Source organism: Arthrobacter sp. KBS0703 (assembly GCF_002008315.2).
GTDB lineage: Bacteria > Actinomycetota > Actinomycetes > Actinomycetales > Micrococcaceae > Arthrobacter.
In genome coordinates this window covers 1,937,649-1,953,271 of record NZ_MVDG02000001.1, presented here as the reverse complement: position 1 = coordinate 1,953,271, position 15,623 = coordinate 1,937,649, and the positions used below count along the sequence as shown (strand labels likewise).

The following is a 15,623-nucleotide window of genomic DNA, read 5'->3' as shown; positions in this document are numbered from 1 at the left end:
CACATGCTGCTCATTTCCTGCCCCAACTGCGGCTCGCGCGACGAGACCGAATTCCACTACGGCGGCCAGGCCCACGTGGCCTATCCGGAAAACCCGAACGAGCTGAATGATCGCGAATGGGCCGAGTTCCTGTTTTACCGGGACAACACCAAGGGCGCGTTTGCCGAGCGCTGGCTGCACAGCACCGGCTGCCGCCAGTGGTTCAACATGCTCCGTGACACGGTCAGCTACGAAATCCAGGCCATCTACCCCATGGGCGCGCTCCGGCCTGACAAGGCCGCCCCGGCACCTGAGTTCGGCACTGCCAGCACCGCCCCGGACAGCACCACCACCGGGACCGCGTCTCCCAGCATCGCTGCAACCAGCATTGCCACAAGCACAGCACCCGCCAGCACCACCGCCCCGGAAGGAGCAACCAAGTGACTTCCCACAACGCCCGCCTGGCCGCCGGCGGACGCATCGACCGCACCATCTCCTGGCGTTTCACCGTGGACGGTGAGGAATTCACCGGCCACCCCGGAGACACGCTGGCCTCGGCCCTGCTCGCCAACGGCCGGATCGCCGTCGGCAAGTCGCTCTACGAGGACCGGCCCCGCGGCATCATGTCCGCAGGCGTGGAGGAACCCAACGCGCTGGTGAAGATCGCGCCGCGCTTCCCGGGCCACGTGGCCGAGTCCATGCTCCCCGCCACCACCGTCACCCTGGTGGACGGCCTGAAGGCTGAACTGCTTAACGGCCTGGGCCGCCTGGATCCTGAGGAGGACCGCGCGGAGTATGACAAGAAGTACGTCCACACCGATGTCCTGGTGGTCGGCGGCGGCCCCGCAGGCCTGGCCGCGGCCCGTGAAGCGGTCCGCACCGGAGCCCGTGTGATCCTCATGGACGACCAGCCCGAACTGGGCGGCTCGCTCCTCTCCGGATCCACGGCACCTGAACTCGGCGAGACCATCGAGGGCAAGCCAGCGCTGGAGTGGGTGGCGGACGTCGAGGCCGAGCTCGTCTCCGCGGCCGAATGCACGGTCCTGAACCGCACCACGGCCTTCGGCGCCTACGACGCCAACTACGTCATCGCCGTCCAGAACCGCACCGACCACCTGTCCAGCCCGGCAGCCCCCGGCGTCTCCCGGCAGCGGATTTGGCACATCCGTGCCAACCAGGTTGTCCTGGCTCCGGGCGCCCACGAACGCCCGCTTGTCTTCGAGAACAACGACCGCCCCGGCATCATGCTCGCCTCGGCCGTCCGCAGCTACCTCAACCGCTACGCCGTCGCCGCCGGCCAGCGCGTGGTCATCGGCACCACCAACGACACCGCCTACGCCCTGGCCGCGGACCTGCGCGCCGCCGGCGTGAAGGTCAGCGGCCGTCGTCGATGCCCGTCCCCGCCTCACCCCGGTGGCTGCCGCCGCCGTCGAAGCGGGGACCCGCGTGCTGATCGGCAGCGCGGTTGCCGACACCGCGGCCTCCGCGTCCGGCGCGGCCGGAACAAACACCGGCCGGCTGAGCTCCGTTACCGTCCGCAGCATCAGCGACGACGGCGAACTCACCTCAGGCATCGAAGAGATCGCCTGCGACCTGCTGGCAGTCTCCGGCGGCTGGAGCCCGCTGGTGCACCTGCACTCGCAGCGGCAGGGCAAGCTGCGCTGGGACGAGGATCTGGCGGCCTTCGTGCCGAGCACCGTGGTCCCGAACCAGCAGGTGGTCGGCTCGGGCCGCGGCAGCTTCGAACTCGACGATTGCCTCGCCGAAGGCATCTCCGCCGGAGCGTCGGCTGCGATCGCCGCGGGCTTCGAATCCGCCGTCGAGCCGGCCGTGATCGGCGAGCCGAAAGCATCCGGTCCCACCCGCCAGCTGTGGCTGGTCCCCGGGCAGGCCGGCACGCCGGATGACTGGCACCACCACTTCGTCGACTTCCAGCGTGACCAGTCCGTGGCCGACGTCCTCCGGTCCACCGGGGCCGGGATGCGGTCCGTGGAGCACATCAAGCGCTACACCTCCATCAGCACCGCGAACGATCAGGGTAAGACCTCCGGCGTCAACGCGATAGGCGTCATCGCCGCCGCGCTCCGGCAGGCGGGCGAAGCGTCCCGCGGCATCGGCGACATCGGCACCACCACCTACCGGGCGCCGTTCACCCCCGTGGCGTTCGCGGCACTCGCCGGACGCCAGCGCGGCGAACTGTTCGATCCCGCCCGCGTCACGTCCATCCACCCGTGGCACGTCGCACAGGGCGCACTGTTCGAAGATGTGGGGCAGTGGAAGCGGCCCTGGTACTACCCGCAGGACGGGGAGGACATGGACACCGCCGTGCTGCGCGAGTGCGCCGCCGTCCGCGAATCCGTGGGCTTCATGGACGCCACCACACTCGGCAAGATCGAAATCCGGGGCAAGGATGCCGGTGAGTTCCTCAACCGGATCTACACCAACGCCTTCAAGAAGCTTGCCCCTGGATCCGCCCGCTACGGCGTCATGTGCATGGCTGACGGCATGATCTTCGACGACGGCGTGACCCTGCGCCTCGACGAGGACCGGTTCTTCATGACCACCACCACCGGCGGCGCCGCGAAGGTTCTGGACTGGCTGGAGGAATGGCTGCAGACCGAATGGCCCGAGCTGGACGTGCACTGCACCTCGGTGACCGAACAGTGGTCCACGATTGCCGTCGTCGGGCCCAAATCCCGCGCGGTGATCGCCAAGGTGGCACCCGAACTCGCCGCCAACGGCGGACTCGACGCCGAGGCGTTCCCGTTCATGACCTTCCGCGAAACCACCCTCGCCTCCGGCGTGAAAGCCCGGATCTGCCGGATCTCGTTCTCCGGCGAACTGGCCTACGAGATCAACGTGCCTGCTTGGTACGGGCTGAACACCTGGGAAGCCGTGGCCGCCGCCGGGGCCGAGTTCGACATCACCCCGTACGGCACCGAAACCATGCACGTGCTCCGCGCCGAGAAGGGCTACCCGATCGTCGGCCAGGACACCGACGGCACCGTCACCCCGCAGGACGCAGGGATGGAATGGGTGGTCTCGAAGGCCAAGGACTTCATCGGCAAGCGCTCCTACGCACGCGCCGACGCCCGGCGCGCAGACCGTAAGCACCTGGTCAGCGTCCTGCCCATTGATGGGACCATCCGGTTGCCGGAAGGGACCCAGCTGGTGGAAAAGGGCATTCCTGTGAACTCCGCCTACGGACCCGTTCCCATGGAGGGCTTTGTGACCTCCAGCTACCACTCCGCCGCCCTGGGCAGGTCCTTCGCCCTGGCTCTGATCAAGAACGGCCGCAACCGCATCGGCGAGACCCTCGTGGCCGCCGCCGGAAACCAGCTCGTTGACGTTGTTGTCGCTGAAACCGTACTTTTTGACCCCGAAGGGACCCGCAAAGATGGCTGAAACAGCAGCACCCAAAACCTCCCGCGAAACAAACCTGTCACTCCGCACCAGCCCGGCTGCGCTGCTCAGGGCAGCATTTGAAACCGGCTCCGTCAGCGGCACCGTGGAACTGAGCGAAATCACCTTCCTGACCATGGTGGGCCTGAGGGTGGACCGGAACACCGACGCCGGAGCCCGGATCGCATCCGTCACTGGCGGGCTGCCCGCAGCGTGCGGCGCCGTCAGCGGCAGCGGCGACACCTCTGTACTCTGGCTCGGGCCTGAGGAATTCCTGGTGGTGGCACGCCAGGAAGCCCACGAGTCACTCGGCGGCGACCTCATCCAGGCACTGCGTGAAGCCCTTGTCGACGGCGAAGGCCAGGTGGTGGACCTCTCCGCCAACCGCACCACGTTCGCCCTGACAGGGCCTCGGTCCCGTGCCGTGCTGGAAAAGGGCTGCTCCCTGGACCTCCACCCTCGCGTCTTCAAGGCCGGTACCGCCCTGTCCACGGAAATCGGCAACATCCCCGTGGTCCTCTGGAAGACCGGTGACGAAAGCTACCGGCTCTTCCCCCGCGCCTCGTTCGCGGATTTCCTGGGCCGCTGGCTCCTGGATGCCATGCGGGAATACGCCTCCCCTGAGGTCCCTTAATGGCGCTCAGCGTCCTGGACTTGTTTTCCGTTGGCATTGGGCCGTCGTCATCGCACACGGTCGGCCCGATGCGGGCAGCGAAGCTGTTCGCCGACGGGCTCAAAAGCGACGGACACCTGAGCTCCACCAGGCGCGTGCAGGCCGAACTGTTCGGGTCTCTCGGTGCCACCGGCCGGGGCCACGGCTCCGACAAGGCCGTGGTCCTGGGCTTCAAGGGGCTGGACCCCGAAACCGTGGACACAACCACGGCGGATGACCAGGTGGCCGCGGCCGCGCTCGACGCCGAACTGTGGGTGTGTGGGGTCCACCGGGTGGACTTCAACTGGGATGAGGACGTGGTGCTGCACCGCCGCAAGTCCCTCCCGGCCCACCCCAACGGCATGACCTTCCGGGCCCTGGACCACGCCGGTACCGTGCTGAGCGAACGGAGCTTCTACTCGATCGGGGGCGGCTTTGTCGTTGACGGCGATGCCGACGGCGGCGACCGGGTGGTGGCAGACGCCACCGTCCTGCCCTACCCGTTCACCACCGCCGACGAACTCCTGGAGGTCTGCCGCCGCGAAGGCATGTCCATCTCGGACGTCATGCTCGCCAACGAACTCGTGTGGCGCAGCGAAGCCGAACTCCGGGAAGAGCTGCTGAAACTCTGGGCCGTCATGCGCGAATGCGTGGACAACGGCTGCGCCGCGGAAGGGATCCTGCCCGGTGGCCTGAACGTGAGGCGCCGGGCGCCGTCGTTGTTCCGCACCCTGACCGCGAACACCGGCGTCACCGACCCGCTCCGGGCCATGGAATGGGTCAACCTCTTCGCGCTCGCCGTCAACGAGGAAAACGCCGCCGGCGGACGCATCGTCACCGCCCCCACCAACGGTGCGGCCGGCATCGTCCCGGCCGTGCTGCACTACTACGTCAAGTTCGTGCCCGGCGCCAACGACGACGGTGTGGTCCGCTTCCTGCTGGCGGCAGCCGCCGTCGGAATCCTCTTCAAAATCAACGCCTCCATCTCCGGCGCGGAAGTGGGCTGCCAGGGCGAGGTCGGTTCCGCCTGCTCCATGGCGGCCGCCGGGCTGTGCGAGGTCATGGGCGGCACCCCCGAACAGGTGGAGAACGCCGCCGAGGTGGGGATCGAACACAACCTTGGGCTGACCTGTGACCCCGTCGGTGGCCTGGTGCAGATTCCTTGCATCGAGCGCAATGCCATCGCCAGCGTCAAAGCCATCAACGCCGCCCGCCTTGCCCTGCACGGCGACGGCAGACACAAGGTCTCCCTGGACAAAGCGATCAAGACCATGAGGGAAACCGGCGCCGACATGAAAAGCAAATACAAGGAGACGTCCCGGGGTGGCCTCGCGGTAAACGTCATCGAATGCTGACTCGGTGAAGTACGTGTAGCCCCGGGTGTGCACATACCCCCGGGGCAAGTCCCATTATTAGAATGCCTGGCTTCGCAGGCGCCCCGTCCCTTTGGAGCAAGAAGTGACCCTGCAACGACTCCCTTACGAACATATCGCTGTCACGGGCAGCAGCCGCGTCAAGCGCGGCATGGCTGAGATGCTCAAGGGCGGCGTCATCATGGACGTCGTCAACGTCGAGCAGGCCCGCATCGCCGAAGACGCCGGTGCCGTTGCCGTAATGGCGCTCGAGCGCGCTCCGGCCGACATCCGTGCCCAGGGCGGCGTGTCCCGCATGTCCGATCCGGACATGATCGACAAGATCATCGACGCCGTCTCCGTCCCGGTCATGGCCAAGGCCCGCATCGGCCACTTCGTCGAAGCCCAGGTCCTGCAGTCCCTCGGCGTGGACTACATCGACGAGTCCGAGGTCCTGACCCCGGCCGACTACGTCAACCACATCGACAAGTGGAACTTCAAGGTTCCCTTCGTCTGTGGCGCCACCAACCTCGGTGAGGCGCTGCGCCGCATCAACGAGGGCGCGGCCATGATCCGGTCCAAGGGCGAGGCCGGCACCGGCGACGTCTCCAACGCCACCGGCCACATGCGCCAGATCCGTTCCGAGATCGCCAAGCTTGCCGCCCTGCCCGAGGACGAGCTGTACGTCGCGGCGAAGGAACTGCAGGGCCCCGTACGAACTGGTCAAGGAAGTTGCTGCCGCCGGCAAGCTTCCCGTGGTGCTGTTCACCGCGGGCGGCATCGCCACCCCGGCCGACGCCGCGATGATGATGCAGCTTGGCGCCGACGGCGTGTTCGTCGGCTCCGGCATCTTCAAGTCCGGCAACCCCGCCCAGCGCGCCGCCGCCGTCGTGAAGGCCACCACCTTCTTCGATGACCCCGACGTCATCGCCAAGGCCTCCCGCGGCCTGGGCGAAGCCATGGTGGGCATCAACGTCGACGAGATTCCGCAGCCGCACCGCCTCGCCGAGCGCGGCTGGTAAAGCGGATCATGGTGGCTACGAGCCCAAGCCAGACCGTGGCCGGACGTGGGCTTCGTAGCGACTGGGCCCGGCTGACGGGCCATACGGTGGAGGTGTGGCTATCAGGGGAGCACATCATGACCGGTGTTGTCGAACAGGCCGCTGATGACGACTCCGTCCTCTGGATTGCGGCCGCCGGAAACAGCACGCGAAGGCTCTTCGATAAGCCGACGGGATACCGGATCCTGGCCTAGCCGTGGGCCTCGGAAAGGCACAGGTCAACCTGCCAAACCGACGCCACGCCGCAAAAGCAGGAATTAGTAACGCAGAAGATCGATCACAATCTCGATGAGGAGTGGAACAGCATGCAGAAGCTCGCGAACCGGCTCGAACGTCTGGGCACCGAAACTGCCTTTAGCGTCGCCCAAGCCGCGGCCGCTTGGAAGGCGAAGGGGAACCCTGTGTACCCCTTCCATCTCGGCGACATCAACATCCCGACGGCCCCGCATATTGTCGAAGGAATGAACCGGGCCATCGCCGACGGCTACACGGGCTATTGCCCCGGCCCAGGCATCCCGCAGTTGCGCGAGGCCCTAGCCGAAGATATCGGGGCCCGCCGGGGCATCGAGTTCTCCCCTGACAATGTCGTGGTGATGACGGGCGGCAAACCCGTTATCACGAAGTTCCTGCAGGCCGTCATGAACGCCGGCCAGGAAGTGCTCTACCCGAACCCCGGCTTCCCGATCTACGAATCGCAGATCGAGTACCTCGGTGGTACGGCCGTGCCTTACCGATACCTGCCCACGAGCCAGGGCTTCGCGATCGACCTCGACCAGGTGCGCGCGTCGATCACCCCTAATACTGTCGCCATCGTCTACAACGACCTGCAGAACCCCATCTCGGCCGAGTCGACGGCGGCCGAGCGTGAGGCCATCGCGCAGCTCGCCCAGGAGCACGATCTCTGGGTACTCTCCGATGAGGCGTACTTCGAGACCCGCTACGAGGGTGTTTCGAACTCCATCGTGTCGCTTCCCGGCATGGCGGAGCGCACCGTGATCCTCTACACCTTCAGCAAGAAGTTCGCCATGACCGGATCCCGCCTGGGCTGCGCCGTCGCTCCGCTCGAGATCGCCAAAATCCTCAGCACACTCAACACCAACGATGAGTCGTGCACCACGCACTACGTGCAATGGGCCGGCATCGAAGCGCTCCGCGGCACCCAAGAACCCGTACAGCAGATGCTCGACATCCTGCGCGGGCGCCGGGACGCCGCATGCGAACTCGTGAACGACATCTCCGGCATACACGTCGCCGTCCCACAGTCGACGTTCTACCTATTCCCAGACGTCACAGAGGCCATGGAGCGCATGGGTTACACGGCAGTCGGCGATTTCGCCTCCGCAGCCTTGTACGAAACCGGCGTCTCCTTCTGCACACGTGAACACTTCGGCCGCCGCCAGCCCGGCGAAGACCGCCAGTACATCCGGCTTGCCTACTCGGGCATCGACGTCGCCGACATCCGCGACGGCCTCGGCCGCCTGCGCAAGTGGATCGAGACGGCATGAGCCGGGTCGTCGTCACGGGACGTATACCCGAAACCGCACTCGAAAAGCTGCGCGCGGAGCACGAAGTCGATGCCTGGGAAAGTCCGGAGTCGATCGGCCGCGAGGAGCTCCTGCGCCGGGTAGCCGGGGCCGATGCCGTGGTGAGCCTGCTCACCGAACGCGTCGACGCCGAGCTCCTCGACGCCGCCGGCCCGCAGCTCAAAGTGGTCGCGAACGTCGCCGTCGGCTATGACAACATCGATGTGCCCGCCTGCACCGAACGGGGCGTGGTCGCCACCAATACACCCGGCGTGCTCACGGAGGCCACGGCCGACATCGCGCTCGGCCTCATCCTCTCGGCGACACGCCGGCTCGGTGAAGGGGAACGGCTCATCCGCTCCGGCCATGACTGGAAGTGGGGCATGTTCTTCCTGCTAGGCAGCAGCCTGCAAGGCAAGACCCTCGGCATCGTCGGCATGGGCGGCATTGGCCAGGCGACCGCACGCCGGGCCAAGGCCTTCGGCATGGAAATCATCTACCAGTCACGTCGCGAGATCGATCCCGGGGTTGCCGCCGAGCTGGGCGCCCGGCGGGTCGAGCTCGACGAGTTGCTGGCCAATTCCGACATCGTCTCCCTGCACTGCCCCTACGGACCGGCCACCCACCACCTGATCGGCTCCGGGCAACTCGCGGCTATGAAGGATTCGGCATACCTCATCAATACCGCGCGGGGCCCAATCATCGACGAAGCAGCCCTCGCCGCCGCGCTGCGCGAGGGGCAAATCGCGGGTGCCGGGCTCGACGTTTTTGAGAACGAGCCCAGCGTGCACCCCGGATTTCTCGAGCTCGAGAACGTGGTGCTCGTGCCGCACCTCGGTTCCGCCACAGTCGAGACCCGTTCCGCGATGGCGATGCTCGCCGCCGACAACGCCCTGGCAGTGCTCAGCGACGAACGACCGCCCGCGCCGATCAATTAGAGGCGACTGGCGCCACGAACGAGACGACGACGGAACCACCGTGGCCGCTGCTCTTCGTAGGCCGGACAGATCCCTACTGCCTCCCGGCAACAGCATTTACCGGGCATCGCATCTTAGAGAGAGAATATAGTGACACGTATTGGCATCGTGGCCGAGCTAGGTAACGAATCCCGGGTGGCAGCGACGCCCGTCACCGTGAAGCAGCTGTTGGAGTTAGGCTACGAGGTTGTGGTCGAGAAGGGTGCGGGGGAGTCCTCGTCCTTCAGAGACGACATGTATGCCGAAGCCGGTGCGCTGATCGTCGGCGCCGACGATGCGTGGGGCAGTGAGGTGGTGCTGCGGATCAACCCGCCCACCGAGGATGAGATCGGCCGTCTAGCCGACGGTGCGACGCTTATCGGGATGTTGAGCCCCGGATTGCGGCCGGAACTGGTGGAAGCGTTGGCGACCCGTCCAATCACGGCGCTGGCGTTGGACGCCGTGCCGCGGATCTCGCGGGCGCAGTCGATGGATGTGCTCAGTTCGATGGCGAACATTGCCGGGTACCGGGCGGTCATTGAGGCCGCGCACGAGTTCGGCCGGTTCTTTACCGGTCAGGTGACTGCAGCGGGCAAGGTCCCGCCAGCGAAGGTCCTGGTCGCCGGCGCCGGTGTCGCGGGGTTGGCGGCAATCGGCGCGGCGTCCAGCCTGGGCGCGATTGTGCGGGCGACGGACCCGCGGCCCGAGGTCGCTGACCAGGTCAAGTCCATCGGCGGAACCTACCTCAAGGTCGAGGTGGAGGAGGTGATGAAGTCCTCCGACGGGTACGCGAAGGCTACCTCGGAGGCGTATAACGCCCGGGCGGCGGAGATTTACTCGGAGCAGGCAGCGAATGTGGACATCATCATCACCACGGCCCTGATCCCCGGGCGTCCGGCACCGAGGCTGCTCACGGCCGAGGACGTGGCCGCCATGAAGTCCGGCAGCGTGATCGTGGATATGGCCGCCGGTCAGGGCGGCAATGTCGAAGGCTCGGTCGCCGGCGAACGCGTCGTGACGGATAACGGTGTCGTCATCCTGGGCTACACGGATCTTCCGGCCCGGTTGCCGGCCCAGGCATCCCAGCTGTACGGGACAAACATGGTGAACCTGCTCAAGCTCCTGACCAAGGACAAAGACGGGCAGCTGAATATCGACTTTGATGACGTGGTGCAGCGCTCCGTGACGGTGGTACGCGACGGTGAGAAGACCTGGCCCCCGCCACCAGTCCAGGTCTCAGCCGCCCCGGCTCAGACCGAAACCAAACGCGCCCAGGAGCGGGCTGCCGATAAGGCGGTGAAAAAAACCGGATTGGGCCCTGCCGGTGAGGCCGGGCTCTTTGCCGCAGGGATCGCGGTGCTGTTCGGGATCAACGCGGTCGCCCCGGCGCCGCTGCCCCAGCACTTCACGGTCCTGATGCTCTCCATCGTGGTCGGCTTCTACGTCATCGGGAAGGTCCATCACGCCCTGCATACCCCGCTGATGTCCGTCACGAACGCGATCTCGGGGATCATCGTCGTCGGGGCTCTGCTGCAGGTCACCTCCCACAATGTCGTGATGCAGGTGCTCGCCGCCGTCGCGGTCCTGCTGGCCAGCATCAACATCTTCGGCGGCTTCGCCGTCACCCGGCGCATGCTCGCCATGTTCTCGGCCGGGAAGGCACGTTCATGAGCGCCGCAGCCGAAGCAGCAGCCCGAATCGTCTCAAGGAGCTTTACCGTGTCTGAAACCGTCTCCGGTCCGTTGACCGCCGATTCCATCGCTGGGGCGGCCTACATCGTCGCAGCCCTGCTGTTCATTCTCAGCCTCGCCGGGCTGAGCAAGCACGAGAAAGCCCGGTCCGGGGTCATCTACGGCATCACCGGGATGATCATCGCCCTCGCGGCGACGATCTGGCTGACCCTCCAGGACGCCTGGGGCACCGGCGCTGGCCTCACCGGCCTGGTCCTGCTCGTCGCCGCGGTGATCGTGGGCGGGGCCATCGGGCTCTGGCGCGCCCGGGTCGTGGAAATGACCCGGATGCCCGAGCTGATCGCCCTGCTGCACAGCTTCGTTGGCCTCGCCGCGGTCCTCGTGGGCTGGAACGGCCACCTCGAAGCCCCGGACCTGTCACCGAACCTGACAGCGATCCACCACGCCGAGGTGTTCATCGGCGTGTTCATCGGCGCGGTGACCTTCACCGGTTCGATCGTGGCGTTCCTGAAACTCTCCGCCCGGATGAAATCCTCACCCCTGATGCTGCCCGGCAAGAACGCCATCAACCTCGGCGCCCTCGCCGCCTTCGTCGCCCTGACCGTCTGGTACGTCAACGACTCCCAGCTCTGGCTGCTGATCGTCGTCACCCTCCTCGCCCTTGGGCTGGGCTGGCACCTGGTGGCCTCCATCGGCGGCGGCGACATGCCCGTGGTCGTGTCCATGCTGAACAGTTACTCGGGCTGGGCTGCCGCGGCGGCCGGCTTCCTGCTGAACAACGACCTGCTCATCATCACCGGTGCCCTGGTCGGCTCCTCGGGCGCCTACCTGTCCTACATCATGTGCAAGGCCATGAACCGGTCCTTCATCTCCGTGATCGCCGGAGGCTTCGGCATCGCCGCCCCGGCCGCGGCGGACGCCGAGTACGGTGAGCACCGCGAAATTACCGCCCAGGCCACCGCGGAAATGCTGACCAACGCCTCGTCCGTGGTCATCACCCCCGGCTACGGCATGGCAGTGGCCCAAGCCCAATACCCCGTAGCCGAACTCGCCCACCAGCTCCGCGAGAAGGGTGTGAATGTCAGGTTCGGCATCCACCCTGTCGCCGGGCGCCTGCCCGGGCACATGAACGTCCTCCTCGCCGAAGCCAAAGTCCCCTACGACATCGTCCTGGAAATGGATGAAATCAACGACGACCTCGGCGACACCTCCGTAGTACTCGTCATCGGCGCTAACGACACCGTCAACCCCTCCGCAGCCGAAGACCCCGGCAGCCCCATCGCCGGGATGCCTGTCCTGCGGGTCTGGGAAGCCGAGAACGTCATTGTGTTCAAACGCTCCATGGCCGCCGGTTACGCAGGCGTTCAAAACCCCCTGTTCTTCCGCGACAACTCCCAAATGCTCTTCGGCGACGCCAAAGCCCGCGTCGAAGACATCCTCAAAGCGTTCTGACAGAAGGCACGTCATGGGCTTCTTGCAGTTCATCATCCCCCCGCACTGGCGGCGTACGTAGGATGACCCAACCCCCGGCGGAGATGAGGACAAAACCTCGCCCCAAGATCGAGCTCCGCACAACCGCATTCGCCAAGGCGCGGTCCGATTGTCTCCGTCCGCCCCGCCACAGACATGCGAGGTTTCTGCCGCGCGGGAAATGCCTAGTATTGACGCATTCGGCGCTTCACCCTGGGCTGGCCTTCACTACCGGCACGAGTTCCTGCTCCACCACCGGCACGAACTGCTGGCGCATCAGGAGGATGCATAACCCGGCAGGCTACTTGGCGAACACACCTGTGCTGCCAGAGGGGTGTCAGCGTGTTCGGTCGCTGATCACTGCGAGATTCTCGACGGTTACAGGCGAGCCCAGGGAAAGCAGGCGGGGCGTGCCTATGCAACCGGGGGTGACCTCCCCGTCCGAGGGTGTCCTGTATCGACTCGTCCGGCTGTTGGGTGGGCGGCCGGCACCTGCCCGGCCCACCTCGGTGACTTGATCAGAAGATTGTCCGCTCCCGCGCGGGGCGTGGCTCGTCACAGTGCTGTTCCGAAGTGACCTCTACCCGGACTGGTACCGGCCTGTAACGGCCTGACCATGTCCGCAAAACGAGGAAGGTGCCAGAACCGCTATGACTAGCGTTTCGCATTCCCACCCGTTTTCGTGGGTGTCGACACCCACGCCCGGAAGCACGTCTTCGCCATCATCGCCGCGGCAAACGGCGACCGGATCGAAAACCGGGATTTCCCAGCGACGGGGCCGGGGTCAACCGCGCCATTGCTTGAGTTGCCCGTCGCACCGAGGCCGATCTGGCCACTATGTGGGTGATTGAGGGCGCGGCTTCTTTTGGCGCCGTGTTGGCTGGTGCAGTCGCAGCTGCCGGCTACCGGGTCGCCGAAGCCACACGCATGGACGCCCTGCCGCGTCGTGGGGTTGGTAATAATGGGCACCGCTCAGTTTGGGGCGCGTTAGCCCGCCGAATGTTTCCCAGGTTGGATGCGCGAAGGATCCGGCCCAGAAGGCGGCGCGATCAAACTCTATTCCTCAGGACCCACGCTCTGATGAGATATGCAGGGAACTTTACGTAACGTCGACTACCATCGGGCTGGCCGGCGGGGGAGGGGCATTTCAAGCCCGTCCGGGGTCGCCGGCAGGCTTGGGAGTCAGGCCACGCGGGCGATGCTCCGGCGGGTCGGACGCAGGGCGGCGCCCTCGGAAAATAGCTACGGGGTGGCTTGCTGGATGCGCTGGACATCCTCAAAAACGCCTCGCAGGTGCAGGCGTGGCGAGCTGTCGGCGTCCGTCAGGTTGTTGGACTCGTTCTGACCTGTATGAAGCCGAATTCCTCATGGAACGGGTGTTCTTGCACCCACTTCTACTCCCGTTAATTTCCAAGGCCGATAACGGACGTCCCGTCAAACTATCGCCGCTTCGGCCACGGCGTAACGGCCGCGCGCCGGTAGGGGGAGGGGTTTCACCCCAGCTTGGCGTGGCGCAGGTACTGGTAGACCGTTTCCCTACTGATCCCGTAAGCACGAGCAAGGACGGCTTTCGGAGCACCGCTGCCGGCTCGTGAGATCAGCTCGGCGGCCCGTTCCGGTGCGAGGGTCTTTTTCCTTCCTTTGTAGGCGCCGCGCTGCTTGGCCAGGGCGATACCTTCTCCCTGTCGTTCCCTGATGAGCGAGCGTTCGAATTCACCGAAGGCACCCATGACGGAGAGCATGAGGTTGGCCATGGGGGAGTCCTCGCCAGTGAAGATCAGGCTCTCTTTGACGAACTCCACCCGCACGCCCCTGCGGGTGATGCTGGTGAGCATCCCCGGCGTCAGCCAGCGCGTCGCCGAACCATCATCGCCGAGACCGGGGCCGATATGAGCGTCTTCCCCACCGCATCGCACCTGCCATCCTGGGTCGGCACCGCACCGGGCAACAACGAATCGGCCGGACGCATCAAATCCAGCAATACCAGGGCCGGCAACCCGTATCTCAAGGGCGCCCTCGGGATCGCAGTGCTTGCGGGGTCGCGATCCAAGAAGGCGTTTTCGGCGCCAAATACCGGCGCCTCCCGGCCCGGCGGGGGCCCATAAAAGCCCTTGTAGCCGTCGAACATGCAATACTTACCGCGCTCTGGAACATGCTCAGGACCGGGGAACTCTACAAGGACCCCGGACCCGACTACTACTCCCGCCTGCAACCGGCCGAAACACGCTCACGCGCCATCAACTAGCTCGAAGCCTTGGGCTTCACGGTCACCGTCGAACCCACACAACAAGCCGGCCGACGGCCACAAGGGCGGGACGATCCATACTCGCCCACGCCGCCGCGCGCCATAATTTTCGTGAGAGAGTTTGACCGCGCCGTCGCCTTTGACACGCTGACCACCCCGCCAGACACACCGGCACCACAAAGGAAGCGGTCCCGGACAACCCGGCCCGGGACCGCTTCAACACGCCCTTGACAAAGGATCACTACATATCAGGTGAGCCAGGCGTTCACAGCATCCTGGTGGGCGTCCACCCACTTCTTGGCCGCAGCCTCGGGCGTCATGCCGCCCTGGATGTCCGTGGCCACTGAGTTCTGGTCCTCGTTGGTCCATTTGAAGGATTTCGCGAGCTTGGCTGCAGGCGATCCGCTGTCCGCGAACTTCGTCGAAATTATCTTGTTCAGCTTGTATGTCGGGTAATCGCAGGCCACTTTTTCCGCGTTCGCGTCGCAGCCTTTGGTCCAGGCCGGCAGATTGACTTTCTTGAGCGGCACTTGGGCCATGAACCACTGCGGTTCGTAGAAATAGCCCAGGATCGGCGTCTTGTTTTGCTCCGCCGTACGGAACGACTGGATCAGGGCGGCCTCCGAGCCGGAGAACACCACCTTGTAGTCCAGATTGAGATTCTTCACGAGGGCCTCGTCATTGGTGACAAATGCGGGGTCGCCGTCCAGTAACTGGCCTTTGCCCCCGGACTCAGACGTGGCAAGCATGGAGGCGTACTTGTTCAGGTTCTTGCCGTCCGTGATGTCCGGGTATTTTTCGGCCATCCATGGCGCCACGTACCAGCCGATGTGACCTTCATTGCCTGTGAGACCGGCGTCGACAGCGACTTTCTGATCGGTAATGTACTGCTTGGTCAGATCGTCGTGGCCCCAGTTTTCCATGACGACATCCACCTCGCCGGAGGCAAAGCCCTGCCAGGAGATCTGCTCGTTCAGGTCCTTCTGGACCACGGTGCAGCCAAGCTTGTTTTTCGCCACGTAGCTGTACACAGCAGCATTGGCCGTGTACCCTACCCAAGCGTTCATCGCTACATTCACACTTCCGCAGGGCGTCTCGGCGGCACCGGTGGCAGCAGCCACCTGGTTCACCGAGGCACCGCCGCAAGCTGCCAGGAGCAGAGCGGCAGCAGCGGCCCCTGCAACCGCCGGGACAGTTCGTTTCAACAGCAGTCCAGCTTTTTTCATTGTTTACGTCTCCTTGTTGGGGAATGCGGATCCTCCACGCCATGCGCGGGGCGCAAGGCGGTTATG

Annotated in this window: 9 protein-coding genes and 3 pseudogenes; 10 read left to right on the top strand and 2 right to left on the bottom strand. The window is 65.5% G+C overall.

Annotation, left to right across the window (positions count from 1 at the left end; all coding sequences use genetic code 11):
- Nucleotides 1-3: 3 nt before the first annotated feature.
- The 9 genes and pseudogenes from B1A87_RS09275 to pntB all read left to right on the top strand — a co-directional run bounded on the left by B1A87_RS09275 (nucleotide 4) and on the right by pntB (nucleotide 12,068).
- Nucleotides 4-423 (top strand): sarcosine oxidase subunit delta, encoded by a 420-nt coding sequence (locus B1A87_RS09275; RefSeq protein WP_078029029.1) that lies wholly within the window; start codon nucleotides 4-6, stop codon nucleotides 421-423.
- A pseudogene (locus tag B1A87_RS09270) lies at nucleotides 420-3,384 on the top strand (sarcosine oxidase subunit alpha family protein). The gene B1A87_RS09275 and the pseudogene B1A87_RS09270 overlap by 4 nt, the downstream one beginning before the upstream one ends.
- Complete coding sequence (locus tag B1A87_RS09265; protein WP_078029030.1) at nucleotides 3,377-4,015, top strand: sarcosine oxidase subunit gamma; 639 nt, start codon at nucleotides 3,377-3,379, stop codon at nucleotides 4,013-4,015. Before B1A87_RS09270 ends, B1A87_RS09265 begins: the two are co-directional and overlap by 8 nt.
- Nucleotides 4,015-5,388 (top strand): L-serine ammonia-lyase, encoded by a 1,374-nt coding sequence (locus B1A87_RS09260; RefSeq protein WP_144275769.1) that lies wholly within the window; start codon nucleotides 4,015-4,017, stop codon nucleotides 5,386-5,388. The genes B1A87_RS09265 and B1A87_RS09260 overlap by 1 nt, the downstream gene beginning before the upstream one ends.
- 169 nt (nucleotides 5,389-5,557) lie before the next feature.
- Nucleotides 5,558-6,407 (top strand): annotated as a pseudogene (gene pdxS, locus B1A87_RS09255) (pyridoxal 5'-phosphate synthase lyase subunit PdxS).
- A 344-nt stretch (nucleotides 6,408-6,751) separates the two neighbouring features.
- Nucleotides 6,752-7,951, top strand: a complete 1,200-nt coding sequence (locus tag B1A87_RS09245; protein ID WP_078028874.1) for a pyridoxal phosphate-dependent aminotransferase — start codon at nucleotides 6,752-6,754, stop codon at nucleotides 7,949-7,951.
- Entirely contained in the window at nucleotides 7,948-8,907 is a 960-nt protein-coding gene (locus B1A87_RS09240) for a D-glycerate dehydrogenase (RefSeq protein WP_078028875.1), read from the top strand. Before B1A87_RS09245 ends, B1A87_RS09240 begins: the two co-directional genes overlap by 4 nt.
- A 129-nt stretch (nucleotides 8,908-9,036) precedes the next feature.
- Nucleotides 9,037-10,596 carry a Re/Si-specific NAD(P)(+) transhydrogenase subunit alpha gene (locus tag B1A87_RS09235; protein ID WP_078028876.1) on the top strand — a complete coding sequence of 520 codons (1,560 nt, stop codon included), beginning with the start codon at nucleotides 9,037-9,039 and terminating at the stop codon, nucleotides 10,594-10,596.
- A complete protein-coding gene (gene pntB, locus B1A87_RS09230; RefSeq protein ID WP_260680770.1) occupies nucleotides 10,593-12,068 on the top strand; it encodes a Re/Si-specific NAD(P)(+) transhydrogenase subunit beta in 1,476 nt (491 codons plus the stop codon). Before B1A87_RS09235 ends, pntB begins: the two co-directional genes overlap by 4 nt.
- A gap of 1,511 nt (nucleotides 12,069-13,579) precedes the next feature.
- Here pntB and B1A87_RS09220 read toward each other — a convergent pair.
- Nucleotides 13,580-13,906: pseudogene (locus B1A87_RS09220) on the bottom strand (recombinase family protein); the annotation flags it as partial.
- A gap of 69 nt (nucleotides 13,907-13,975) precedes the next feature.
- On the opposite strand from B1A87_RS09220, the gene B1A87_RS24960 reads away from it, so the two are divergent.
- Nucleotides 13,976-14,191 (top strand): transposase, encoded by a 216-nt coding sequence (locus B1A87_RS24960; RefSeq protein ID WP_078028877.1) that lies wholly within the window; start codon nucleotides 13,976-13,978, stop codon nucleotides 14,189-14,191.
- A 388-nt stretch (nucleotides 14,192-14,579) separates the two neighbouring features.
- On the opposite strand, the gene B1A87_RS09210 is transcribed toward B1A87_RS24960, so the two are convergent.
- The gene (locus B1A87_RS09210) at nucleotides 14,580-15,557 is read right to left on the bottom strand and encodes an ABC transporter substrate-binding protein (RefSeq protein ID WP_078028878.1); all 978 of its coding nucleotides are present in this window, start codon (nucleotides 15,555-15,557) and stop codon (nucleotides 14,580-14,582) included.
- Between the last annotated feature and the right edge of the window lie 66 nt (nucleotides 15,558-15,623).